This is a genomic window from Collinsella aerofaciens (genome assembly GCF_041537385.1).
In the GTDB taxonomy this organism is placed as follows: domain Bacteria; phylum Actinomycetota; class Coriobacteriia; order Coriobacteriales; family Coriobacteriaceae; genus Collinsella; species Collinsella aerofaciens_BV.
Window position 1 is genome coordinate 17,146 of record NZ_JBGORS010000002.1, and the last position, 21,205, is coordinate 38,350.

The following is a 21,205-nucleotide window of genomic DNA, read 5'->3' on the forward strand; positions in this document are numbered from 1 at the left end:
CTACCTCCAAGTGCCGGGGGAGTCCCCCGGCTATTTTTTTATCCATTCCATTAGGAGTCCCCATTGGCCAAGGAGCTCAGCATCTTCGTCGACGAGAGCGGCGACCGCGGCGGCAAAGCTCGCTACTATCTGCTCACACTCGTCTTTCACGACCAGGCAGACAGCATCGCCGAGGCGGTCACGGGCTATGAGGCCAAGCTTGCCAGGACCGATCTCCCTAACATTCCGTTTCACTCCGAGCCTCTCATGAACGGGCACAAGGATTATGAGTTTCTTAACATCGAGCAGCGCAAGGTGATGCTCGCCTACTTCTCCTCGTTCGTCCGCAAACTTCCCATTTCCTATATCACGTTCGTCTACCGCCGCAGCCAGTTCGAAGACCCGGCAAGGCTAATGGAGCGCATGGGGCGCGACATCTCCTCCGCCATGATTGAACACCTGGGCTTCTTCCAGTCCTTCGACGATGTGAAGGTCTATTACGACAACGGTCAGGACATTGTCAAGCAAGCGCTCGACCGCTCGGTGGGCAAGGTCCTCTCAAAAGGGGTCGTCCGACGCCGCAAGACCTCGATGACCGACTACCGCCTCGAACAAGTGGCGGATTACCTCTGCACTATCGAACTTGCCTTGGTCAAGTACGAAGCCAAGGAGAACGGTGAGACGTACAACAAGTTCTTCGGAGGTATAGGCTCTTTCAAGAGGAACTGGCTCAAGCAAGCCCGCAGCAAGCGGATATAGCTGGTCTCGCGATTTCGCAAGGAACAGTCAGCTCTCCTCTGGCGGGGAACTCCGGGCGACGTGCTTCGAGCAGCGGAAGCTGAAGCGCAAGCAGGAGCAGCGCGGGCAATGATCGGTGCCGACATCGGCCCAGACGTGAACAGTGCTACGTTCCCTGTTCACGGGGCGCGAAACCGCAAAGGTTGCACAGAGGTTGCAAAATAAGAAGCCCCCGACCTGTTGTCGCAGTTCGGAGGCTTGAAATCAACGAATATCGCTTACTCCCACTCAATCGTCGCGGGCGGCTTGGACGTGATGTCGTAGCACACGCGGTTGGCGCCGGGAACCTCGGCAACGATACGGCCCGAGATGCGGGCCAGCACGTCGTAGGGCAGCTTGGCCCAGTCGGCGGTCATGGCATCGCTGGACTCGACGGCACGCAGGATGATCGGGCGCTGGTAGGTGCGCTCGTCGCCCATAACGCCAACGGACTTGATGTCGGGCAGGACCGCGAAATACTGCCAGCAGCTGTGCTCGGAGTTGCGCTCGCCGGTCTGCTCAAACAGACGCTGGTTGTAGGCGTCGAGCTCCTCGCGCACGATAGCGTCGGCGTTCTTGAGGATCTCGAGCTTCTCCTTGTCGACCGCACCGATGATGCGGATGGCAAGACCCGGGCCCGGGAAAGGCTGGCGGAACACGATATGACCCGGCAGGCCAAGCGCCAGACCAAGCGCGCGAACCTCGTCCTTAAAGAAGTGATCGAGCGGCTCAATGAGGTCGAAGTGCACGCCCTCGGGGAACGGGATCAGGTTGTGGTGGCTCTTGATGGTGGCCGTCTTGCCGCCCGTCTTGCGAGCGCCGGACTCGATGATGTCGGGGTAGATGGTGCCCTGAGCCAGGTACTTGACCGGCTTGCCATCGGTCTCGAGCTGCTGCGCCACGGCGAAGAACTCTTTCCAGAACTGCGTACCGATGATGCGGCGCTTTTCCTCGGGCTCGGTCACGCCAGCCAGGAGCTCGGCATAGCGGTCCTCGGCGTGAACGTGGATAAAGTCGACATCGAACTGCTTGGTGAAGACCTCCTCCACCTGCTCGGGCTCGCCCTTGCGCAGCAGACCGTGGTTGATGAACACGCAGGTCATCTGCTTGCCCACGGCGCGGGCGCCCAGCGCAGCCACGACGGAGGAGTCGACGCCGCCGGACAAGGCCAGAATCACGCGGTCGTCGCCGACCTTCTCGCGGAACTCGGCCGTCATGGTCTCGACCAGGTTGTCCATGCTCCAGTTGGGCTCCAGGCCGCAGATCTCAAACAGGAAGTTGCTCAGCAGCTGCTGACCGTACTCGGAGTGCTTGACCTCGGGGTGGAACTGCGTGGTGAAAATCTTGCGCTCGACGCACTCCATGGCAGCAACCGGGCACACGTCGGTGCTGGCGGTAACGGTAAAGCCCTCAGGCACCTCGGACACGGCGTCGCGGTGGCTCATCCACACGGTCTGCTCCATGGGCGTGGAGTTAAAGAGCTTGGCGCCGGCCGTGCGCGTGATGGTGGCACGGCCGTATTCGCCCACCTCGGAGTGGCCGACCTTGCCGCCGAGCGTCACGGCCGTGATCTGATGACCGTAGCAAAAGCCCAGGACGGGAAGGCCCAGGTCAAAGATGGCGGGATCGATGGACGGAGCGTCCTCGGCATACACAGAAGCCGGGCCGCCGGAAAGGATGAGCGCAGAGGCGTTCATCTCGCGAATCTCGTCGGCCGAGATGTCGCAGGGGACAATCTCGGAATACACGTTGAGGTCGCGGACGCGACGGGCAATGAGCTGACCGTACTGCGCACCAAAGTCGAGTACGAGGACCTTTGCGGAAGCCTTTTGATCCATGGTTTCCCCCTCTTGTTGGCGGGGAGCCGGTGCCCACCCGCGTGAATGAACGAAAATAACTTTCATAGTGTACACGTTATATGGGGTTTCTCGTCCCTCGCAGCCATCAGCGCACGGCAAACGCACGACCTGGGCCCCTATTTAGCTCCAATTGAAGTGTTACCAAACGTTACAGATGATGTAATACGTTTGAACATTGAACGCCCTGTGCCACAATACTGCCGAAAGACTCCGCCCCTGTGGCGGCAAATACGATAGGAATACCAGCATGAAGCGCATCCTTCTCATCGCCACGGGCGGCACCATCGCATCGACCGAGGACGGCAACGGCCTCTCCCCCGCCCTGACCGGTGAGGAGCTCGCCCAGAGCGTCCCAGAGATCTCGGGCCTCTGCGAGCTCGACGTCGTGCAGCCCATGAACATCGACAGCACCAATATGCGCCCCAGTGACTGGATGTGCATCCGCGACGTCATCGTCGAGGGTTATGCCGACCACGACGGCTTCGTGGTTCTGCACGGCACCGACACCATGAGCTACACTGCCGCAGCGCTTTCCTATCTGATTCAGGACAGTCCCAAGCCCATCGTGCTCACCGGCTCGCAAAAGCCCATGGGCAATCCCTTTACCGATGCCAAGCTCAACCTGTACCAGAGCCTGCTCTATGCGCTCGACGAGCACTCGCACGACGTCTCGATCGTGTTTGGCGGCGTCGCCATTGCCGGCACGCGTGCCCGCAAACAGCGCACCATGAGCTTTAACGCGTTCATTAGCGTCAACTATCCGCCCATCGCCTATATCCGCAATGACCGCATCGTGCGCAACGGGCTTCACGGCACGCATCAGGGCGAAAACCCGGTGCGTTTCTACGACAGCATCGACCCGCGCGTATTTGTACTCAAGCTTACGCCCGGCGTAAACCCGGGCATCCTCGACGCCCTTGCCGATAGCTACGACGCTGTAATCCTTGAGACCTTTGGCATTGGCGGTATCCCCGAGTTTGGTGAGTCGGGCGAGTCGTTCCAAGAGGCAATTTTCCGCTGGGTCGATTCGGGCCGCACCGTCGTTATGACCACGCAGGTCCCCGAAGAGGGCCTCGATCTGGGCGTTTATGAGGTCGGCCGTGCTTACGCCGATCATCCGGGCATTCTGCGCGGCGACGACATGACCACCGAGACGCTCGTAGCCAAGACCATGTGGGCCCTCGGCCAGTCACGCGATGCCGCCGAGATCCAGCGCCTGTTCTACAGCCAAGTCAACCACGACCGCATCCCGATGGCGTAATTCAGTTGTCGACGGGTATCCCCTATTCGATGCCCTCGAGAAGCTCTGATACCGTCATGCCGAGTGCGGGCGCGATCTTAAATAGAACCTTGAGCGTGAAATTTGCCGTCCCATCTTCGATTCGGTCGAGGTAGGGTCGGCTGATTCCTGTCGCCACACAAAAATCAACCTTGGAGATGCCAAGGTCTCTGCGCGTCTCTTCGACCCGCCTGCCAAGAATCTGTTTCGCACGTTCGTCCATGCAGCCGAGTTTGAAATGGAGCCGAACATAAACGTAAACTATAGTTTACGTTTTGCCGAATACACAGGAGTTTTCTATGTCGGGTTCTTCGGTCCGCATGTACCGAGCTACGCTTCGCACAAACAGCGTACCGCCCAAGCTCGTCGTCGTTGAAGCCGAATGCCTTTCGCCCGATGAGCGCACAGCATTTGCATTGCTATCAAGTCGCGTCGCCGCCGTTCTGGTCCCTTGCCCGGCGCAAGGTGAACTTGCCATCCAATGCCAAACGCATAGCTGCTCGCTCAATCAGGCTGCCGTAATCGCAACCAGCCAACGCGGCCTGCCCCTTCTCCTGGAAGCCGGTATCGCACTCGCCCTTCGCGGCGCCGGATACGAAAACGAGGCCGCCGCCGACATGGTCTTTAAACCACGATCGAGCGGCGGCCTCGCAGCAGCCATCGAATATGCTTGCAGGCTCGTTGCCTAAAAGGACAAGCTAGAAACCAAAACCAAAGCCCGTTCCGGTAATCGCCGAGTACATAAAGTAAACGTTGATCACGTTGAGGAACACACCCGTGATGCAACCGTTGCGCAGGTAGCGCTCGCACACGATGCGCGCCATGGCAGCGGAGTCATCATTGTTTTTAGCCTGGCGCCCTGCCGTAAAGTACGTCGCCACGCTCAGCAGCAGGTTGAGCACCGGCAGTGCCAGCAACTCGTAGCTCTTACCCCAGCGCGTCACCTCGCCGGCGGCATTGAACTTTGTTGCCACCTCGGGACCAATGTTGGGGATCACAAACGCTGCGACCACCAGCGGAAGCACCGCAAGCACCAGCAGCGCGATACCCATGTAGCCGGCTTTTTTGCCATATTTAAACATGTGCGTCGTCCTTACACGTTAAAGCGGAAGTGCACGACGTCGCCATCGGCCATGACATAGTCCTTGCCCTCAATACGCAGCTTGCCGGCGGCCTTGGCGCCCTGCTCACCGCCGAGCTCGATGTAGTCGTCATAGCCAATGACCTCGGCCTTAATAAAGCCGCGCTCAAAGTCGGTGTGGATGACGCCGGCGGCCTGCGGGGCGGTCGCGCCCTGGCGCACCGTCCAGGCCTTGACCTCCATCTCGCCGGCCGTAAAGAACGACTGCAGGCCGAGCAGCTTGTAGGCTGCCTGTGCGAGCACGTCCAGACCGGGCTGCTCCAGGCCCAAGCTCTCCAGGTAGTCGGCCGCATCCTCGGGATCGAGCTCGGAAAGCTCGGCCTCGATCTTAGCGCAGATCGGCAGCGGCTTGACGCCATCGATGGGCGCCAGGTCCTCGTTGAGCATGTCCTCGTCTACGTTGGCCACATACAGGATGGGCTTCATGGTGAGCAGGAACAGGCCCTTGGCAGCGGCGCGCTCCTCGTCGGTCATCTCCATGGATGCGGCGCGCTTGCCCTCGTTGAGCCAGTCGAGCAGGCGCTTGGCCACCTCGAACTTGGGCATGAGCTCCTTGTCGCGCTTGGCCTCTTTCTCGAGCTTGGGCAGCTGCTTCTCGAGCGTGCCCATGTCGGCCAAGATGAGCTCGGTCATGATGGTATCGGCATCGCCGGCAGGATCGACGAACTCGCCCGTGCGGCCCACCTCACGCATGACGTTGGGATCCTTAAAGTAGCGCACGACCTCGCAGATGGCGTCGGTCTCGCGAATGTTGGCCAGGAACTGGTTGCCCAAGCCCTCGCCCTCGTTGGCGCCCTTCACCAAACCTGCGATGTCGACGAACTCGACCGTCGCCGGCACAATGCGACCCGGGTTAACGATGTCGGCGAGCTTTTGCAGGCGGCTATCGGGCACGTCGACGATACCCACGTTGGGGTCGATCGTGGCGAACGGATAGTTGGCGGCAAGGCCGGTCTTTTTGGTAAGCGCGGTGAACAGCGTCGACTTGCCTACGTTGGGCAGGCCCACGATACCGATGGAAAGGGACACGACAGCTCCTTTTGGTACAAGCATTTCAAACTGCATAAGTATAGCGCCGCCGCAGCATCTGGGCGAACCCGGACGCCACGGCGGCACGAATGAAGCAGAGATGGGGGTCGCTGGCTAGTCCGCGAGCTTCTCCACTTGGTCAAGCATCTTATCGAGCTTGGCCTTTGCCTCGGCCTTGACCTTCTGGGCTTCTTCGTGGGCCTTCGCCTTCTGGGCGGCCTTTTCCTCGGCTTCGGGATCGACGACGACCAGATTGGACGCGTCGTGCTCAACCAACTTGAGCGCATGCTCAGGGCACACCTTGACACAGGCACCGCAGCCCAAACAATACGTGGACTCCAACGCAAAGCGCCCGCTTCCCACCAGATCGCAGGCAAACGTGGGGCACACGTTGACGCACTCGCCGCACGACGTGCACTTGTCAAAATCGCATTCCGGCGTGCTCACCTGCATGTTCTGGGCAAGCTCGGGATGGTTTTGCAGCGTCGAGAGTACCAGCTGGCGCCCGTGCGTAAGCGTACGGCGACGCTTGGTCGTCGTGGTGCCGCACATGGTATTGAGCGTGCGCTCCAGCTGGGTAATCTGATGGCGATGAGCCTTGAGCTTCTGCGTCACCGAGGCCAGCGCCGCCGTCGCCGGGTTGAGCTTGGTCACGGTAAGGCCCGTGGTGCGGGCAATCTTATCCATGTACTCCTTGCGCTCGTACTCGCGGCGCTTATGACATTTGAGGCTCTTGGGGTCGATCTCCAGGCCCATGCCCGTACCGGCCCACTCCTCGGCAGTGGCGATGGCCTCGCCCAGAATATCCTCGCCACCGGTGTTGCGGCACTTATCGCACACGCCCAGCGGCAGGTACACGCTCACGTTGGGATAGTCGGCCAGCACCGAGAACCAGGTCTCGGCCGTAATATCGCCCACGCAGGCGACGACGACCTCGTTCTCGCGCGGCATGCGCTTGAGGGCGCGCGTGCAGGTGACGTAGGCGGTCTCGTGGCTCGTAGCAGCAGAGACGATATCGTCATATAGGTTTTTGGGCGCCAGGCGCGGAGAAATAATCGCCTCAGTCGGACAGGCAGCGGCGCACAGACCGCACTTGCGACAGGAGTCGAGGATCTCGATGGCGTCTTCCTCGACCTCGATAGCGTTGACCGGGCACACGTCCATGCACGCGGTGCAGCCGCTCTTCTCGTTTTTGCAGGTCAAGCACGGAATGGTGTTGCCGCGCGGACGCTCCTTATAGTCGGCAGGATTCCACTGCGGCGCTGACGGATCGAGCGCGTCGGTCACGCCGCCAAGCGGGTTTTTAAGAAAGTCGAAACCCTTGCTGATCTCGATAATGTCATCAAACAGATCGTGTTCCTGCGCCATGCGCGGCCCCTCCCTGAGCAGTGCAAACAAGCAAGAGATAATGATACGCTATCGGCCCACGCCTCGGGCAAATTACACGCGGAGCACCTTTGAGGCAAATAGCCCATGGCCTATCGCCGCCTCGATTGCACAAGGTCGATCAAGCGCCAAACTATGCCTCGCGCATGAGCTGCACGAGCTTTTGTTTGGTCACCTTGGCCTGCTCGTTGGCCATATTGCGTTCGTTTCTAAAGGCCGCATCCGCAACGCTCATCAGGTCGGCATCGGAAATCTCGCCAAGGCCCAGCTCCTCGAGCGTCGTCGGCAGACCAACGCGCTGGCAAAACTCGAGCACCTGATCAAGCTCGGGCGCACGCTCCAGGCGCAGCTGCACCACCAGACCAAATGCCACGGCCTCACCATGCATGGCCTTGCACTCGAGCAGAATCGTCAGACCGTTGGCGATGGCATGTGCCAACGCCAGGCCGCCACTCTCAAAGCCAACACCCGAAAGCAGAATATTGCACTCGATCAGACGCTCAACCGCAGGCGATATACGGCCCTTTTTGAGATCGCGCTTGGCAGCGACGCCGCACTCCATGAGCGTGTCATAGCAGGCACGAGCCGTAACCAAGGCCAAGTGCCCCGGCGCGCCACCGTGCTCGTTAGCGCCGTGCGCCGCGGCACACGAACGCGCCTCGAAGTACGTTGCCAGTGCGTCGCCCATACCAGCGACCGTCATCCGCAGTGGTGCTGCCGCAACCACGTTGGTATCAACCACGACCAGATCGGGATTTTTGTCGAGTATCAAGTAGCGGTCGAACGACCCATCCTCGTGATACAGCACCGAAATCGCACTGCACGGGCCGTCCATCGAAGCCGCCGTGGGGCATACACACAACGGCAGCTCGGCATAAAACGCAACGGCCTTGGCGATATCGAGCATCTTGCCGCCGCCAATGCCCACCACCATGTCGCAGTACTCGGCCTGGGCTTCCTGAGCCATTCCGACAACGGCCTCTTCCGTACACGGACCGTTATAAATCTTAAAGAACGGCTCGCTTAGATCTTCGTCCAGAAATCCATCGACGATCTGCCTGCACAGCCGATCCTCGGTGCCCTGGTCAAACAAGACATAGGCAGCGCAGCCCAACCATGACAAATACCTGCCCTGACGCGAAAGTTCGCCCGGCCCCTGAACATACCGGCCGGGACCGCCATAAACCATAGGAAGCGCCATACGAGAATCCGCCCTTCATCAAACAACGATTGGTGCAAAGTAACCTGACCCCTTTGCACCATAGCAAAAAGGGGCAAAACCATCTGTTGGTTTTGCCCCTTACTTAGCTTGATTTACTCATCCATGAGATAGTAGTGGCCCAGCGCGTCGGCACCCAGGATGGCGTTTGCGACCATCTCGGGCGTCACCTCAAACGGCATGTTGCACATGGTGTCATCGGGTGCGCAGGCGGCCTCGGCAACAATCATGGCCTGCTCGCGCGTAACCTCGGCAACGCCAAGTTCCTTCATCGTGACCGGCAGGCCCAGCTCAATGCAGAAGCCCAAGACTTCCTCGAGTTTCTCAGTCGGAGCATCCTCGAGTACCAGCTGGACGATGGTGCCAAAGGCGACCTTCTCGCCGTGATACATGCCGTGGCACTCGGGCAGCATCGTCAGGCCATTGTGGATGGCATGAGCAGCAGCAAGGCCCGAGCTCTCAAAGCCAATGCCCGAAAGCAGCGTGTTGGCCTCAATGATGTGCTCAACGGCAGGCGTGAGCGCACCCTTCTCCAGCGCGACCTTGGCCTTGACGCCATCGGCCATAAGCGTCTCGTAGCAGAGCTTGGCGAGCGCCAGACCGGCCATGCCGCCCTTGCCGCCAGCGCAGGTGCCACCGTCGGCATCATGCGTCGCCTGGGCCTCGAAATAGGTTGCGAGCGCATCGCCCATACCGGAAACCGTCAGGCGCACCGGGCTCGCCGCGATAACCGTCGTATCCATAAGGACGATATTGGGGTTTGCCTTAAGGAAGAGGTACTTGTCGAACTGGCCGTCGTCGGTGTAGAGCACCGAAAGTGCCGAGCACGGTGCATCGGTCGAAGCGATGGTGGGGCAAATGATAACCGGAGACTCCAGGTAATAGGCGACGGCCTTCGCGGTGTCGAGGATCTTGCCGCCACCGACGCCGACGATGATGTCGCAACCGTTGTCGCGAGCGAGCGCAACCAGGCGATCGACCTCGCCCTTGGAGCACTCGCCGTTAAAGTCCTCAAACAGCAGCTCGGCCTTAGCCTCGGCAAAGCCGCCCTCGATCTTGGCACCGACGCGCTTCTTGCCCGAAGGCGTCACGATGACGAGGGCCTTAGCGCCGAGCGGCTCGACATAGGAGCCGAGCTTGGCGAGCTCGTCCGGACCCTGGATGTACTTGCTGGGGCTATTGAAAATTGCAGCCATAACTATCCCATTCTCTAAAAGAAAAAAAGAAAGGGGCTCCGTACAGATACGTGCGGAGCCCCTCGTTACGATAACAAGAGTCGATTAGAAATCGATGTCGGTGTCGTAGTAGCAGGCCTTGAGGATCTTCTCGAAGTCGGCAGCCTTGGTCTCACGCGGGTTCTCGGGCGTGCAGGCGTCCTGCTCGGCGTTCGCGGCGATCTCGGGCAGCTTGGCGAGGAACTCCTCCTCGGAAACCATCTGCGGGTTCTCGGCGTCGACCTTCACGCCACCATTTGCGTAATCCTTGATGGACTGCGGGATGTTGAGCTGGTCGTTGAGGTCGCGGATCTTCTGGACGAGCGCAGCGATGAGCTCCTCGTTGGTCTCGCCGGGAAGGTGCAGGATCTCCTTGGCCACGTAAGCGTAACGCTCGGCAGCACGGGGATCCTTGGAATTCCACTGGATGACCTTGCCCAGGTACATGGCGTTAGCGGCACCGTGGATGATGTGGCCGTTCTCGAAGGCAGCACCGGTCTTGTGAGCCATGGAGTGAACGATGCCAAGCAGGCCCGAGGAGAAGGCGATGCCGGCGATGCACTGAGCCTCGTGCATGTGCTGACGGGCCTCATGGTCGCCAGCATAGGACTTGGGCAGCCACTCGACGATCTCGCGGATGCCGTGCAGAGCGTTGGCGTCGGTGAACATAGAGGCGAAGGTGGAAACGTAGGCCTCCATGCAGTGGGTCAGAGCATCCATGCCAGTGTGAGCGCACAGCTTGGCGGGCATGGTGTAGGTGAGCTCGGGGTCGACGATGGCGACATCAGGGGTGATGTTGAAGTCGGCCAGCGGGTACTTGATGCCCTTGGCGTAGTCGGTAATGACGGAGAACGCGGTGACCTCGGTAGCGGTACCGGAGGTAGAGGAGATAGCGCAGAAATGAGCCTTCTGACGCAGCTCGGGGAAGCTGAACGGCTGGATGATGTTGTCGAAGGACTCCTCGGGATACTCGTAGAAGACCCACATGGCCTTAGCGGCATCGATGGGCGAGCCGCCGCCGATGGCGATAATCCAGTCGGGCTCGAACTCGCGCATGGCCTCGGCGCCCTTCATGACCGTCTCGATGGACGGGTCGGACTCGACGCCCTCGAACAGCTTGACCTCGAAACCGCCCTCTTTGAGGTCGGCCTCAACGTCCTGCAGGAACCCGCCACGGCGCATAGAGCTGCCGCCAGAAACGATGATGGCCTTCTTGCCCTTGAGGTTCTTCACCTCGTGGCGAGCGCCCTCACCAAAGTACAGATCGCGAGGATTGGTAAAACGTCCCATACTGTGCCTCCTAAACAAGCCCCTCTTAGACTTGCGTATATAACGGAGCACCCAATTGGCTCCGTTAGGACCGGTTTGCGCGTTGCCGGCGATGACAATGCGCGATGTCTAAACGTCTCAACGCTCAGACAAACATTATTTTACCGTTCTGGTTGGTCAGTTATTCACCTAAAGCCGCCAATGATGAAACGTTTTTTCTATCCCTGAAGACCCTTGTGCGGCATTCATACTCCCAAGCTGGGCAAACGTTTTATCAAGGTTGACTACATATCCCGGGCAGGACGGTGCCCCTCCAAAATATGCACCGTTCGCCGCCAAAAATCGACCGTTTGCGGCACCGTGATACCACTCGGCCGTCCAAGGTGCCGACATTTGTGCGACATCCGTCTTCGTGGTGCAAAGGTGCAAGTCCAAGTGCGGCACCCCCGGTGTGCCACATGCGGGTAAACTAGAACCTTATATAGAGATATTTGAACCCTAACCGCAGCAAAGGAGGCTCCATGGCATTCGATCCCATTCAAGAGGATTGCCATCGCCTCGTTCTTGAGGCCTTGCGCCGCGACAACATCCCGCTCACCGACGCTGCCGCCGTAGAGCGTCTGATGGAACAATTCACCCGCAACCCCGCACCGCTCATCGTGCACGACCGCGACCGCGCCGGGCACCTCATTGCCAAGGTGGTCGAGGCCGTCGACTACCGCATTCCCTTTATCCCTGACGATACCCAAGCAGAGCAAGAAGAGGCAGCTGCCGAGAACATGCTCCGCGAGGCAGCCGCGCTCGATCCGGCCAACTGGGACGCTCAGCGCATGCTGACCGCCCTCACCGCCAGCTCCAACGAGGAATACGTGCAGTATCTGGTGTCCAAGTGCGACGAGGTGGAGCACGACCTGGCACTCAAGATCGCCTCGGCGCAGGACCCCTACGAGCGCGAGGCCGCAGGCGACCTGACCCGCCGCCCCTACCTGCGCTGGCTTGCCGCCTTGGCATCGCGCGCGCTCATTAGCGGCCGCTACCGCATGTCGCTCGAAGCCGCGAATCGCAGCTTGGACTTTGCGCCCAACGACCCCGCTGGTGTCCGCCACACCGCGATGCTCGCCATGGCAAAGCTCGAATACCCCGCCGAGGAGCTCAAGCGATTTCGCTCTGCCCACTCCGTACCCTATCTCGCGAATACCCCGCTGCGCCGCCGCCCCAAAGATGCGGAGCGTGACTTGGACCCGTGGACGCTCATCGCGCTGATGAGCGCTGCCTGGCGCGAGCTGGACTACGAGGGCGCCGAGCACTACCTGCGCATCCTTGCGCGCTCGTGCCCGCACGCAGCCGAGGCGCTCTACTTCCAAACCGAGTTTCCCGATGGCGTCTATGCCCGCGTCAACGTGGGTGCAGGCTCCACCGACGAGCTCGTCCTTGCACTCTCCGAGGCGACGCCGGTACTGCAGGAGGGCCTGGGCGCGCCCGACAACGCCAGCTTTGCCGCCTGGGTCGCCACCAACGACATCGTGCGCTCCCAGATCGACGAGCGCATCCTGCGCGCAGCCGAGCAGGGGCTTCCATTTAAGGGAGGGGACCTCTAATGGATCCGAGCGTCTACATCCCCGCCTACTTGGAGCGCACCTATCTGGCGTCGCACCCCGAGCTCACCGATGCAGCACGCGAGCTTGTCCATAACGACATCAGTGCGAATCCTCACAAGTACGCGCAGTCCGAGCATGCCCAGGCGCTGCTGTCCTATGCCGGTGTTCATCGCCACCTGCTCGACGAGCTCCATCGCATTGAGGACATGGGCAGCGACGAGGAGTTCGAGCAGACGCGCAACCGCCTGTTCGACGATATGCGTGATGAACTGCTCAAGATCGTCCGCATCGATGCGCTGGCCGTCGATGCCCAGCTGCTCGCCATCATCCTAGCGGACACGCCCGTCGACGCCTGCCTGGGCGACCTGATGAAGCTCGAGACGAGCACGGCCGACTACCTGCAACAGAGCGTTCCCGGGTTTGATATGGAGGCCCCGCACTACTGGGCCAATAATGTTTTGGCCGACGGTGTCACCGCAGCGGATCTTACCGTGAGCGAGCCGGCCCTTATCGGGTGGCTCCACACGCTCGAGGCCATCTCGCAGCTGTGCATGGCGAGCGCTCGCTACCGCGCTGCTGCCAACTACGCCCGCCGCGTCCTTAAAGCAGAAGGCTATCCCACTCGGGCCGCCGGCACCGTGCTGCTTGCCCTCGCCCGCTTGGAAGACCAGGACGGCTTTTTTGCCCTAGCGCATCAGCTCGAGGAACAGATGGGGGCAGACGCACTCGAAAACTCTCCTTGGTACCTGCTCGCCCGCACGATTCTGCTGTTCAAAACAAACAAGATGCGCCCGGCGACGCGCGCGCTGCGTGAGTTCGCTAACCGTTGCGAGGGCGGCGCGTTCTTCTTGCTGAACCCCATGTACCAGACGCCGTATCTTCCCTGCCGGCCCGAGCCGCGCGACCCCTGGGACCTCTCGCACCAGGCGGTTTGGGAAGCCGACGGCATTATCTCGGACACCCCCGACTTTGCCCCCTGGGCCAACGCCTGCGAAGATGTATCGCAGCTTGCCCAGGAATTTGCGCGCCGCTACGGCTTTTAGCGACGCGATCGCCCCGACCATGTCATCTATGTTAGGAACGGCTTCATGAACCTCCGCTCATCTCTCGCCTGCACCTCGAGCGATATCGCCCGCTGGGGACTGCGCTCTGTCCTCAAACGCCAGGGCGGCGTGCTTCCCGGCCGCATCGCCATGAAGATCGACCCCGAGCTGCTAAGCGACCTCGCGAGCCTGGTCGACCGCAGTGTGGTGATCACCGGTACTAATGGCAAGACCACCACATCCAACCTCATCGCCGACGCCGTTGCTGCCAGCGGTGCTACCGTGGTGTGCAATCGTGCCGGCAACAATATGGAGCCTGGTGTGGTGGGTGCTCTGCTCGAGGCCCGCGGCGGCCTTAAGCACACCAGCAGCGGCAAGCGCGTGGGCGTTTTTGAGTGCGATGAACTTTACACCGTACGCGTTCTGCCCAAGCTCAAACCGACGTACTTTGTGCTGCTCAACCTGTTCCGCGACCAGCTAGACCGCTACGGCGAGATCGACCATACCCAAGACGTCATCGCCCATGCGTTGGAGCTCTCTCCGACGACAACGCTCATCTACAACGCCGACGATCCGCTGTGCGCCTCGATCGCCGCGCGCGTCCCCAACACGAGCATCGCCTTTGGCATCGACGGCGCCACGGGCACCGAGTCCGACCGCATTAGCGACTCGCGTTTTTGCTCGCAGTGCAACGCCCCGCTGGAATACGACTATGTGCAGTACGGACAGCTGGGCGCCTATCATTGCCCTTCGTGCGGCTGGGGTCGCCCCGCGCTGCTCCGCCGCGTGACGGGCGTTGAGCTCGGCTGCGACGGCTACGGCTTTGACCTGGTCTTTGGACCCGAGGCCAACGCGCCCGCCGTGCACATCGCCACGCGCTACAACGGCCTGTACATGGTCTATAACGTCGCCGCTGCCTTCTTTGCGGCGCACGAGCTGGGCGTGGACGCGGCGCATCTGCAGCCCACGCTTAATGCCTACGTGCCCGCCGGCGGACGCATGGGCCGCTGGGATATTGCCGGCCGCACCGTCGAGGCCAACCTGGCCAAGAATCCCGTGGGCTTCGATCGCCAGATCCAGTCCATTAAAACGGCAGGTGGCAGGCTCTGCGCCTTCTTCCTAAACGATAACGATGCCGACGGCCACGATGTCTCGTGGATCTACGATGTCGACTTCGAGCGCATCGCCGACACGCCGGGTCTTGTCACCTTTGCCGGAGGCACGCGTGCGCACGACATGCAGGTACGCCTCAAGTACGCCGGCATCGATGCCGCGATTATCTCGGACGTCGCGCAGGCGATCGGCGCCGTGGCAGACGAGGCCGCCGATGACACCTTCTACGCCGTCGCCAACTACACGGCCTTCCCGCCGCTGGTCAAGGAGCTCGACGGGCTCAAAGGCACCGATGCGGCCACGGTTGCCGCCCACGCTGCACCGTGCGCCGATGGTAGCGCTGTCCCCACCGATATTGCGCCGGTCGAGCTTTCGCGCCCGCTGCGCATCGTCTATCTGTACCCCGATGCCCTTAACCTCTACGGCGACGGCGGCAACGTCATCGCCCTCGAACGCCGCTGCGCCTGGCGTGGCATTCCCGTGCGTGTAGACGAGGTCCGTATGGGCGAAACGCTTGATTTGACCGATGCCGATATCGTCATGATGGGCGGCGGCTCTGATCGCGACCAGCTGGCTGTGGCGCACGAGTTGCTCGCTCAAAAAGACAAGGTTGCGGCCTATGTTGAGGATGGCGGCACACTGCTTGCCATCTGTGGCAGCTATCAGCTGCTCGGCCGTTCATACTACATGGGCGACGATCGCATTGAGGGTCTGGGCGTCATTGCCGCCCAGACTGTGCGCGGCTCCGACCGCCTGATCGGCAACGTCGCCGTCAAGACCGACCTGGCACCCGAGCCCTTTGTGGGATTCGAGAACCACGGCGGCCGCACCCTGCTCGACGCAGAGGCGACGCCGCTCGGAACGTCCGTCGTCGCGGGCACCGGCAACAACGGCGACGATGGCTTTGAGGGCCTCATCTACAAGGGCGTCATCGGCACGTATCTACACGGACCGGCACTGCCCAAGAACCCCGAGCTTGCCGACTGGCTCATTACCCACGCCCTCGAGCGCCGCGGCGATGCGCAGGCCACAGCCCTGCTGCCGCTCAAGCCCCTCGACGACACCTACGAGCACGCCGCCCACGACGCCGCGATGAAGCTCCTCCCCTAACGCCCCGCCACCACAAAGGGGACAGGCACCTTTGTGGTGGTTTTGATCTGCCACGTTTGTTTGTCTCGATCTGTAACATCTAGGCCGTTGAAAGTCGTCTTACTGTTACAGATTGAGATGTTCGTCCCGACGCCCGCCGTCTGTCTCGATCTGTAACAGATAGAGCCGATTTGCCCGCCCAGATGTTACAGATTGAGATATTTGAAAATCGGAATAAAAGCCTACTCCTGTGTGGTGGTTTTCCAGTTTGCCAACGATATACGCGCCGGCAAAAAAGTCTGCTATACTCTTTCCCGCTGTCCCCATCGTCTAGCGGCCAAGGACGCCACCCTTTCAAGGTGGATATCGCGGGTTCGAATCCCGCTGGGGGCACCATTTGAAATGCAAAGCCCGTTACCCTTGTGGTGACGGGCTTTTTTCTTCTCCAACGCCGGGATTCGAACCCGACAGGGTGTGGAGCTGAGGAAACGCGTAAGCGTTTTCCAGCGCAGCACGCAAGGAGCGGAGCGACGCAGCGAAAGCGGGCGGCGCCAGCCGCACGCGGACATCCCGCTGGGGGCACCACAGAATCTGAGAAGCCCGTTACCAATTCGGTAGCGGGCTTTTTGCTACCCATACGCCGGGATTCGAACCCCGAAGGCATAAAATCTCACTGTCATCCAAGGGCCCGTGGACAAAAAATAGCAAATATGAGTACTGTTACCAATTTAGTAACAGCGATTTCATGCCATCAGAAGGCGATTTGGACACAAGGCGTCCTACGGCGGAGGAATTGCAGACATTTATCGGCTAAGTACTTGGACATATGTTGCGTAACACTGCATCTTTTGCAAAAAGATAATGCTACAGGACTTGTGACAGTACTCATATTTGACGTTTTTTGCCCACGACCCCTTATTGCGTGGGCGAATCAGTTGCAAAGCGGGATCCAAAGCGTCCTTCGCAAACAAAAAGCCGGGGCCCACGCGATGCAGACCCCGGCTCGATACCGTGACGATATGTCAGTTACGTTCTACACGTAGAACAGGATGTCGTCGTAGGTCGGGACCGGCCAGTAGTCGGCGGCCACGATCTCCTCCATGGCGTCCACGGCGGCACGCAGCGCATCCATAGCGGGAACGACCTCGTGCGCGTACACGTTGGCCTGCTCCTGACCATCGAGGCCCTCGGCCTTCTGATGCACGGCGTCGAGCGCCTTGATGGAGTCATTGATGGCGGTGATGCCGTTGCAGAGCTTGTTGAGCGTGTTCTGCTCGCACTGCATGGCAGCCTCAGCACCGGCGGCACGAATAGTCTCAAGGCCCTTAGCGACCTTGGTGGCATAGGCGGTAATGACCGGGCGATAGGTACGACGCGCCTCGCGAACCATCGTGGTAGCCTCGATGTTCATGAGCTTGTTGTACTTCTCGAGCTTGCAGTCATAGCGGCACTGAGCCTCGGCCTTGGTCAGGACGCCCGTCTCCTCAAAGAGCGCAATGGCCTTATCGGAAACAAAGGCGGGAAGAGCGTCGGCCGTGGTCTTGTTGTTGGCAAGGCCGCGCTTCTCGGCCTCAATGGGCCACTCGTCGGAGTAACCGTCGCCGGAGAACAGGATGCGCTGGTGATCGGTCAGCACCTTCTTGCAGTACTCGAGCGCGGCGTCCTGGAACTTATCCTCGGGCGTACCCTCGAGTGCGTCGGCGAAGGACTTGAGCGACTTGGCCACGGCGGCATCGAGCACCAGGTTGGAGTCGGAGACGTTCTGCTCGGAGCCGCAGGCACGGAACTCGAACTTGTTGCCGGTGAAGGCAAACGGGGAGGTGCGGTTGCGGTCAGTGTTGTCCTGCATCAGCTTGGGCAGGGTATCGGCGCCCAGATCGAGCACGCCGCGCGTGGCATGGACGGAAGCCTTGCCATCGATGATCTTCTCGACAACCTCGGTGAGCTGGTCGCCCAGGAAGATGGACATAATCGCCGGAGGAGCCTCGTTGGCGCCCAGACGATGATCGTTGCCGGCCGAGGCAACGGAGGCACGCAGGAGTTCCTGATAGTTATCGACGGCTTCGATCACCGCGGTGAGGAAGACGATGAACTGCAGGTTGTCGAGCGGGGTGTCGCCCGGGTCGAGCAGATTCTCGGACTCGGTGCCAAGCGACCAGTTGTTGTGCTTGCCCGAACCGTTGATGCCCTCAAACGGCTTCTCGTGCAGCAGGCAGACCAGGTCGTGACGGGAGGCGATGAGCTTCATCTTCTCCATCATGACCAGATTCTGGTCGATGGCCTCGTTGACCTCGCCATAGACAGGGGCGAGCTCATGCTGGCAGGGAGCGACCTCGTTGTGCTTGGTCTTGGCAGGAATGCCAAGCGCCCACAGTTCATCGTCCAGGTCCTTCATATAGGACGAGACGGTGGGGCGGATAGCGCCAAAGTAGTGCTCCTCGAGCTCCTGGCCCTTGCAGGGAGCAGCGCCAAAGAGGGTGCGGCCGGTGATGACCAGGTCCCTGCGCTTGCGGTAAGCGTCCTTCTTGATCAGGAAGTACTCCTGCTCATCGCCCACGGAAGGAACGACCTTCTTGGGGGTCTTGCCAAACAGCGCCAAAACGCGCTTGGACTCACGCGAGAGCGCGGTCATGGAGCGCAGCAGCGGGGTCTTCTTGTCCAGGGCCTCGCCCGTGTAGGAGCAGAAAGCCGTGGGGATGCACAGAACATCGTCCTTGATAAAGGCGGGGCTAGTGGGATCCCAAGCGGTGTAGCCACGGGCCTCGAAGGTGGCACGCAGGCCGCCGTTGGGGAAGCTGGAGGCGTCCGGCTCGCCCTGGATGAGGTTCTTGCCCGTAAACTTGGTAATGGCGGTGCCGTCGTGGTTGGGCTCGAGGAAGCTGTCGTGCTTCTCGGAAGTAATGCCCGAAAGCGGCTGGAACCAGTGCGCGTAGTGCGTCGCGCCCTTGGAGATGGCCCAGACCTTCATGGCGTGGGCAACGGCGTTGGCCACATCCAGGTCGAGCGGCTCACCGTCCTCGAGGGTTACAGCAAGGCGCTTCCAAATGTCCTTGGGGAGGTAGTCCTTCATGACTTCCTCAGAGAACACCATGGTCCCGAAGCGGTCAGTAAGTTCGGCCATACGGAACTCCCTTCGTATCGGCACCGCGTGAGAAGCGGTGTTGATTACTAACGAACGAGTCATAGATTAGGCTCGTCGTGTTTCCGCAACATTACCGTTATGTTGCTGTCACGAAACCAATCAATGAGGTTACCGCATCGCGGCGGCGTTGCCGCCCTCAACAGCCAATCAACTGTATAAATTGCAGACCTCTCCCCATGGTTTAAGGGTAGTCAATTTGGGATGGGGCTCTATTAACTGGTATTTCGCATCAGATACCAGTCTTTATAGCCCCATCCTAGATTGGCCGCTCTGCTATAGGGAATGTCGATAGCAAGGCATCTTTGATTGGTATCCCCAAATAGCGAGTGAAACTCCGCCGTGGCACAGTGGTGCTGTAGAATCCTTACAACACATCACACTATTTAAGTATCTAAAGGAGCACGATATGCGCGTCGACGAGGTTTTTAAGCAGGCAGCATCCCAGGGCACCGCACCCGTTTCGTTTGAGATGTTCCCGCCTAAGGGCGAGCTTTCCCTCGACACGGCTCGCGAGGTGGCAGGCAATCTGTGCAAGCTTTCGCCGAGCTTTGTCTCGGTCACCTGCTCGGCCGGCGGCTCGGGCAACGGCGCCACCACCGCCCCCATCGCGCATATGATTACGAGCGAATTCGATACACCCTCGGTGGCACACCTTACCTGCGTGGGCCGCTCGCACGCCGATATCGCCGCCAAGATCGACGAGTATCGCACAGCCGGCGTAGAAAACATCCTGGCCCTGCGCGGTGATCTTCCCGCTGGCGCGACCGAGGACGACAAGCCCGCCTCGGACTACGCCTACGCCCGCGACCTCATCCCCGAGCTCGTCGAAGCCGGCTTTTGTGTGGGCGCCGCAGCCTACCCCGAGGGCCACATTGCATGTGAGGACCTCAACGCTTCGGTCGAATACCTCAAGCAAAAGCAAGATGCCGGCGCGAGCTTCTTTGTGACGCAGCTCTTCTTTGACAACGAGTGCTTCTACCGTTTTCGCGAGCTTGCCGACAAGGCAGGTATCACCGTGCCCATTACCGCGGGCATCATGCCGTTTATGGGCAAGTCGCAGATCAGCCGCATGGTCTTTATGTGCGGCGCGTCGCTACCCTCCCCCGTCATCAAGATTCTCGCCAAGTACGAGAACGACCCCGAGAGCCTGCAGGCAGCCGGTGTAGATTATGCCGCCCGCCAGCTTTGCGACCTCAAGGAGCACGGCGCCGACGGCCTGCACCTGTACACTATGAACCGTCCTGCGATCGCCGCAACCATTATGGAGCGCCTGGGGTAATGGAAAAACCGCACATCGATACAGCTTTTGTCGAAGTGCCGGCCGACCTTGCGTCGCCGGCGCTTTACCGTGTCGATGCTGCGTACCATCCCCGTGTCGACCGTGCCGAGATGCTGCGGTATCTGGGTTACGGCGGCCAGCAGATTGAGCCCGAGCTGTCACGACGTATTGAGCTTGTGGTCGAGCGTCTGGAACTGGACATTGAGCCCCGTGGCGTGCGCCGCGTGTTTGCCGTCGATGCCACGGGCGTGGACGAGCAGGGAGAACCCTGCATCCGTCTAGTCGGCACCAACGTTGAGCTGCGCGGTCGCGATATCTATCGCCACCTCAAAGACGCCCGATTTGCCGCGCTTATGGCATGCACCCTCGGCATGGACGCCGAGCGTCGCCTGCGCACCACGGGAGCCCAACATCCCCTGGAAGGCGCCGTGCTCGACGCCGCGTGCTCCGCTTACGTGGAAGCCGCCGTTGAGCAAATGGACCAGCAGGTCAAGACGGACGCCGCCGTTCATGGGCTCGCCGGCAACTGGCGCTTTAGTCCCGGCTACGGCGACTGCCCGCTCTCGGCCCAGCGCTCGATCGTCAATGCGCTCAACGCCACGCGGCTCATCGGGCTTACCGTCACACCCACCAGCCTGCTCATGCCCACCAAAAGCGTGACCGCGGTGATCGGCCTATTCGACGGCGAAGTCCACGACGCCCAGAGCCGCCCCACCTGCAATATCTGCCGCATGCGCGAGCACTGCCGCTTCCGCGCCGCCCACACCACCTGCTATTCCAGCCATTAGG

The 21,205-nt window shown here is 60.6% G+C and carries 17 protein-coding genes and 1 tRNA gene; 9 read left to right on the forward strand and 9 right to left on the reverse strand.

Translation table 11 applies throughout. The features are described 5' to 3' along the window. The first annotated feature begins 63 nt into the window (after positions 1-63). Entirely contained in the window at positions 64-738 is a 675-nt protein-coding gene (locus tag ACEG18_RS03545; RefSeq protein ID WP_372541266.1) for a DUF3800 domain-containing protein, read from the forward strand. A gap of 257 nt (positions 739-995) precedes the next feature. On the opposite strand, the gene guaA is transcribed toward ACEG18_RS03545, so the two are convergent. Beyond that, positions 996-2,594: a glutamine-hydrolyzing GMP synthase gene (guaA, locus tag ACEG18_RS03550; protein WP_035136929.1), complete on the reverse strand. Its 1,599-nt coding sequence runs from the start codon at positions 2,592-2,594 to the stop codon at positions 996-998. A 268-nt stretch (positions 2,595-2,862) separates the two neighbouring features. Here guaA and ACEG18_RS03555 point away from each other — a divergent pair, with 268 nt between their 5' ends. Further along, entirely contained in the window at positions 2,863-3,876 is a 1,014-nt protein-coding gene (locus tag ACEG18_RS03555) for an asparaginase (protein WP_372541267.1), read from the forward strand. A gap of 22 nt (positions 3,877-3,898) precedes the next feature. On the opposite strand, the gene ACEG18_RS03560 is transcribed toward ACEG18_RS03555, so the two are convergent. Next, positions 3,899-4,117 carry a helix-turn-helix domain-containing protein gene (locus ACEG18_RS03560; protein ID WP_035136926.1) on the reverse strand — a complete coding sequence of 73 codons (219 nt, stop codon included), beginning with the start codon at positions 4,115-4,117 and terminating at the stop codon, positions 3,899-3,901. Between the two features lie 76 nt (positions 4,118-4,193). On the opposite strand from ACEG18_RS03560, the gene ACEG18_RS03565 reads away from it, so the two are divergent. Then, complete coding sequence (locus ACEG18_RS03565) at positions 4,194-4,583, forward strand: hypothetical protein (protein WP_372541268.1); 390 nt, start codon at positions 4,194-4,196, stop codon at positions 4,581-4,583. A 9-nt stretch (positions 4,584-4,592) separates the two neighbouring features. Here ACEG18_RS03565 and ACEG18_RS03570 read toward each other — a convergent pair whose 3' ends face one another. The 6 genes from ACEG18_RS03570 to ACEG18_RS03595 all read right to left on the reverse strand — a co-directional run bounded on the left by ACEG18_RS03570 (position 4,593) and on the right by ACEG18_RS03595 (position 11,173). Beyond that, the gene (locus ACEG18_RS03570) at positions 4,593-4,976 is read right to left on the reverse strand and encodes a DUF1648 domain-containing protein (protein WP_118384797.1); all 384 of its coding nucleotides are present in this window, start codon (positions 4,974-4,976) and stop codon (positions 4,593-4,595) included. An 11-nt stretch (positions 4,977-4,987) separates the two neighbouring features. Further along, positions 4,988-6,064 carry a redox-regulated ATPase YchF gene (gene ychF, locus ACEG18_RS03575; protein WP_118095113.1) on the reverse strand — a complete coding sequence of 359 codons (1,077 nt, stop codon included), beginning with the start codon at positions 6,062-6,064 and terminating at the stop codon, positions 4,988-4,990. 114 nt (positions 6,065-6,178) lie between these two features. Beyond that, the gene (locus ACEG18_RS03580; protein WP_372541269.1) at positions 6,179-7,432 is read right to left on the reverse strand and encodes a 4Fe-4S binding protein; all 1,254 of its coding nucleotides are present in this window, start codon (positions 7,430-7,432) and stop codon (positions 6,179-6,181) included. A 151-nt stretch (positions 7,433-7,583) separates the two neighbouring features. Continuing rightward, positions 7,584-8,651 carry a glycerol dehydrogenase gene (locus ACEG18_RS03585; RefSeq protein WP_118270536.1) on the reverse strand — a complete coding sequence of 356 codons (1,068 nt, stop codon included), beginning with the start codon at positions 8,649-8,651 and terminating at the stop codon, positions 7,584-7,586. 113 nt (positions 8,652-8,764) lie between these two features. Next, positions 8,765-9,865 (reverse strand): glycerol dehydrogenase, encoded by a 1,101-nt coding sequence (locus ACEG18_RS03590; RefSeq protein WP_152078432.1) that lies wholly within the window; start codon positions 9,863-9,865, stop codon positions 8,765-8,767. An 84-nt stretch (positions 9,866-9,949) separates the two neighbouring features. Next, positions 9,950-11,173: an iron-containing alcohol dehydrogenase gene (locus ACEG18_RS03595; protein ID WP_055251037.1), complete on the reverse strand. Its 1,224-nt coding sequence runs from the start codon at positions 11,171-11,173 to the stop codon at positions 9,950-9,952. A gap of 500 nt (positions 11,174-11,673) precedes the next feature. Between ACEG18_RS03595 and ACEG18_RS03600 the strand changes: the two genes are divergently transcribed. From ACEG18_RS03600 to ACEG18_RS03615, 4 genes are all read left to right on the forward strand, one after another. Continuing rightward, positions 11,674-12,750 carry a tetratricopeptide repeat protein gene (locus ACEG18_RS03600; protein ID WP_099432707.1) on the forward strand — a complete coding sequence of 359 codons (1,077 nt, stop codon included), beginning with the start codon at positions 11,674-11,676 and terminating at the stop codon, positions 12,748-12,750. Next, positions 12,750-13,793 (forward strand): hypothetical protein, encoded by a 1,044-nt coding sequence (locus ACEG18_RS03605; protein WP_372541270.1) that lies wholly within the window; start codon positions 12,750-12,752, stop codon positions 13,791-13,793. The genes ACEG18_RS03600 and ACEG18_RS03605 overlap by 1 nt, the downstream gene beginning before the upstream one ends. Before the next feature lie 45 nt (positions 13,794-13,838). Next, complete coding sequence (locus ACEG18_RS03610; protein WP_372541271.1) at positions 13,839-16,016, forward strand: MurT ligase domain-containing protein; 2,178 nt, start codon at positions 13,839-13,841, stop codon at positions 16,014-16,016. 298 nt (positions 16,017-16,314) lie between these two features. After that, positions 16,315-16,391 (forward strand) — tRNA-Glu (locus ACEG18_RS03615). A 637-nt stretch (positions 16,392-17,028) separates the two neighbouring features. Here ACEG18_RS03615 and ACEG18_RS03620 read toward each other — a convergent pair. Continuing rightward, complete coding sequence (locus ACEG18_RS03620; protein ID WP_372541272.1) at positions 17,029-19,116, reverse strand: glutamine synthetase III family protein; 2,088 nt, start codon at positions 19,114-19,116, stop codon at positions 17,029-17,031. Between the two features lie 427 nt (positions 19,117-19,543). Here ACEG18_RS03620 and ACEG18_RS03625 point away from each other — a divergent pair, with 427 nt between their 5' ends. Both ACEG18_RS03625 and ACEG18_RS03630 read left to right on the forward strand, forming a co-directional pair. After that, positions 19,544-20,416 (forward strand): methylenetetrahydrofolate reductase, encoded by an 873-nt coding sequence (locus tag ACEG18_RS03625; protein ID WP_372541273.1) that lies wholly within the window; start codon positions 19,544-19,546, stop codon positions 20,414-20,416. Beyond that, the gene (locus tag ACEG18_RS03630; RefSeq protein ID WP_372541274.1) at positions 20,416-21,204 is read left to right on the forward strand and encodes a hypothetical protein; all 789 of its coding nucleotides are present in this window, start codon (positions 20,416-20,418) and stop codon (positions 21,202-21,204) included. Before ACEG18_RS03625 ends, ACEG18_RS03630 begins: the two co-directional genes overlap by 1 nt. Position 21,205: the final 1 nt, after the last annotated feature.

What these genes read in the sequence shown, in the direction of transcription:
- guaA (WP_035136929.1), bottom strand. Translation starts at nt 2,594, where the DNA reads ATGGATCAAAAGGCTTCCGCAAAGGTCCTCGTACTCGACTTTGGTGCG.
- ACEG18_RS03555 (WP_372541267.1), top strand. Translation starts at nt 2,863, where the DNA reads ATGAAGCGCATCCTTCTCATCGCCACGGGCGGCACCATCGCATCGACC.
- ACEG18_RS03560 (WP_035136926.1), bottom strand. Translation starts at nt 4,117, where the DNA reads ATGGACGAACGTGCGAAACAGATTCTTGGCAGGCGGGTCGAAGAGACG.
- ACEG18_RS03565 (WP_372541268.1), top strand. Translation starts at nt 4,194, where the DNA reads ATGTCGGGTTCTTCGGTCCGCATGTACCGAGCTACGCTTCGCACAAAC.
- ACEG18_RS03570 (WP_118384797.1), bottom strand. Translation starts at nt 4,976, where the DNA reads ATGTTTAAATATGGCAAAAAAGCCGGCTACATGGGTATCGCGCTGCTG.
- ACEG18_RS03580 (WP_372541269.1), bottom strand. Translation starts at nt 7,432, where the DNA reads ATGGCGCAGGAACACGATCTGTTTGATGACATTATCGAGATCAGCAAG.
- ACEG18_RS03585 (WP_118270536.1), bottom strand. Translation starts at nt 8,651, where the DNA reads ATGGCGCTTCCTATGGTTTATGGCGGTCCCGGCCGGTATGTTCAGGGG.
- ACEG18_RS03590 (WP_152078432.1), bottom strand. Translation starts at nt 9,865, where the DNA reads ATGGCTGCAATTTTCAATAGCCCCAGCAAGTACATCCAGGGTCCGGAC.
- ACEG18_RS03595 (WP_055251037.1), bottom strand. Translation starts at nt 11,173, where the DNA reads ATGGGACGTTTTACCAATCCTCGCGATCTGTACTTTGGTGAGGGCGCT.
- ACEG18_RS03600 (WP_099432707.1), top strand. Translation starts at nt 11,674, where the DNA reads ATGGCATTCGATCCCATTCAAGAGGATTGCCATCGCCTCGTTCTTGAG.
- ACEG18_RS03605 (WP_372541270.1), top strand. Translation starts at nt 12,750, where the DNA reads ATGGATCCGAGCGTCTACATCCCCGCCTACTTGGAGCGCACCTATCTG.
- ACEG18_RS03610 (WP_372541271.1), top strand. Translation starts at nt 13,839, where the DNA reads ATGAACCTCCGCTCATCTCTCGCCTGCACCTCGAGCGATATCGCCCGC.
- ACEG18_RS03620 (WP_372541272.1), bottom strand. Translation starts at nt 19,116, where the DNA reads ATGGCCGAACTTACTGACCGCTTCGGGACCATGGTGTTCTCTGAGGAA.
- ACEG18_RS03625 (WP_372541273.1), top strand. Translation starts at nt 19,544, where the DNA reads ATGCGCGTCGACGAGGTTTTTAAGCAGGCAGCATCCCAGGGCACCGCA.
- ACEG18_RS03630 (WP_372541274.1), top strand. Translation starts at nt 20,416, where the DNA reads ATGGAAAAACCGCACATCGATACAGCTTTTGTCGAAGTGCCGGCCGAC.